At 53.4% G+C, this 695-nt stretch carries 1 rRNA gene; it reads left to right on the top strand.

From position 1 onward, the window contains the following. A 23S ribosomal RNA gene (locus DUW71_RS17505) occupies positions 1–695 on the top strand; the annotation flags it as partial.

Genomic DNA, 695 nt, shown 5'->3' with positions numbered 1-695 from the left:
AGTCTCTGGGTATAGACCCGAAACCCGGTGATCTATCCATGGGCAGGTTGAAGGTTGAGTAACATCAACTGGAGGACCGAACCGACTACCGTTGAAAAGTTAGCGGATGACCTGTGGATCGGAGTGAAAGGCTAATCAAACCGGGAGATAGCTGGTTCTCCCCGAAAGCTATTTAGGTAGCGCCTCGGACGAATACCACTGGGGGTAGAGCACTGTTTCGGCTAGGGGGTCATCCCGACTTACCAACCCGATGCAAACTCCGAATACCAGTGAGTACTATCCGGGAGACACACTGCGGGTGCTAACGTCCGTAGTGGAGAGGGAAACAACCCAGACCGCCAGCTAAGGTCCCAAAGTGCTAGTTAAGTGGGAAACGATGTGGGAAGGCTTAGACAGCTAGGAGGTTGGCTTAGAAGCAGCCATCCTTTAAAGAAAGCGTAATAGCTCACTAGTCGAGTCGGCCTGCGCGTAAGATGTAACGGGGCTCAAACTAGCCACCGAAGCTGCGGCAGCATGTTTACATGCTGGGTAGGGGAGCGTTCTGTAAGCCGATGAAGGTGAAGCCGAGAGGCACGCTGGAGGTATCAGAAGTGCGAATGCTGACATGAGTAACGATAAAACGGGTGAAAAACCCGTTCGCCGGAAGACCAAGGTTTCCTGTCCAACGTTAATCGGGGCAGGGTGAGTCGGCCCCT

Source organism: Salinibius halmophilus, from assembly GCF_003577475.1.
GTDB classification, from domain to species: domain Bacteria; phylum Pseudomonadota; class Gammaproteobacteria; order Pseudomonadales; family Natronospirillaceae; genus Salinibius; species Salinibius halmophilus.
The sequence above is the reverse complement of the archived record's forward strand: the minus strand, read 5'-3'. Positions and strand labels throughout refer to the sequence as shown.